The following is a 1,111-nucleotide window of genomic DNA, read 5'->3' as shown; positions in this document are numbered from 1 at the left end:
TCACGGTCCGCGAGATCGTCAAGCTTGGCGTGACGGGCGGCAGGTCGGGCGTGCTGGCCGGCGAGTCCGACAGGTTGCCGGAGCGGGCGCTGGCGCGKGTCGACCTCGAAGGTTTTGCCGGGCGCTTTTATCAGGAACTGTCGGGTGGCGAGCAGCAGCGTGTCCAGCTTGCCCGCGTGTTGTGCCAGGTCTGGGCGCCGGTGCTTGATGGTCAGCCGCGCTATCTGTTCCTCGACGAGCCGGTGTCCAGCCTCGACATCAAGCATCAGCTGATCATCATGAACATCGCCCGCGACTTTGCGCGGCGTGGCGGTGGGGTGGTAGCGATCCTGCACGATCTCAACCTGACGGCCATGTTTGCCGACCAGATCTGCGTCATGCACCGCGGCAAGCTCGTCGCCTCGGGTTCACCTCAAATGGTGCTCACTGACGGTCTCATCGAGAAGGTGTTTGGTTGCCGTCTGCGCGTCGGCGCATTGCCGGCCGCCAACATACCGTTCGTTCTGCCACAATCAGCCGTGGCTTAGCAGGCGGTCAGCCTGCCAATGCCTGCGGCTCCGGGAAATGGATGCCGAGCAGGTCGCGCATATTCGGCCGTGCTGCCACCAAGTCGGCGATCGTATAACGGGCCAGCACCGCAAAAAACGCGTTCAGCGCTTCGCGCAGGGCCGAATTCAGGCCGCAGCTGTCGACCAGCGGGCATTCGGAGGCGTCGGTTTCGAAGCACTCGGCCATGGCGAAGCTCTCTTCGGTGACGCGCACCACATCGAACAGCGAAATCTGGTCGGCGGGCTTGGCCAGGCGTACGCCTCCATTGCGGCCACGCACTGTCTCGACCAGCTTGGCTTCGACAAGCGGCTGCAGGATCTTGAACAGGAACAGCTCCGACACCGTGTAGGCGGCGGCGATTTCAGGGACTCGGCTCAGCCGTCCATCGTTTGCTGCGCAATACATCAGGATGCGCATGGCGTAGTTGGTCTGGCGTGTGAGGCGCATTGCGATTTCCTTGCTCTGCGTTGAGTCCGCGAGTGGTCCTAATATGGCCTATACCTTAGAACAATTCCAGACAGCGTTCGTCAATATATGTGATAAATGTGGTCATGTTTATGAC

General features: G+C 61.4%; 2 protein-coding genes. One reads left to right on the top strand and one right to left on the bottom strand.

The features are described from left to right. On the top strand, positions 1-527 hold a 527-nt coding region (locus AC1DUU_RS32655; RefSeq protein WP_476787423.1), incomplete at its 5' end, for an ATP-binding cassette domain-containing protein. 7 nt (positions 528-534) lie between these two features. Here AC1DUU_RS32655 and rirA read toward each other — a convergent pair. Beyond that, a complete protein-coding gene (gene rirA / locus AC1DUU_RS32650) occupies positions 535-996 on the bottom strand; it encodes an iron-responsive transcriptional regulator RirA (RefSeq protein WP_476787422.1) in 462 nt (153 codons plus the stop codon). Positions 997-1,111 lie beyond the last annotated feature (115 nt).

The organism is Aminobacter sp. P4_H6_2 (genome assembly GCF_056400805.1).
Note: the sequence above shows the minus strand (reverse complement) of the source record. Positions and strands in the feature narration are given on the sequence as shown.

Bases quoted from the DNA above. Each gene is read 5' to 3' on its own strand.
- rirA (WP_476787422.1), bottom strand. From the start codon at position 996: ATGCGCCTCACACGCCAGACCAACTACGCCATGCGCATCCTGATGTAT.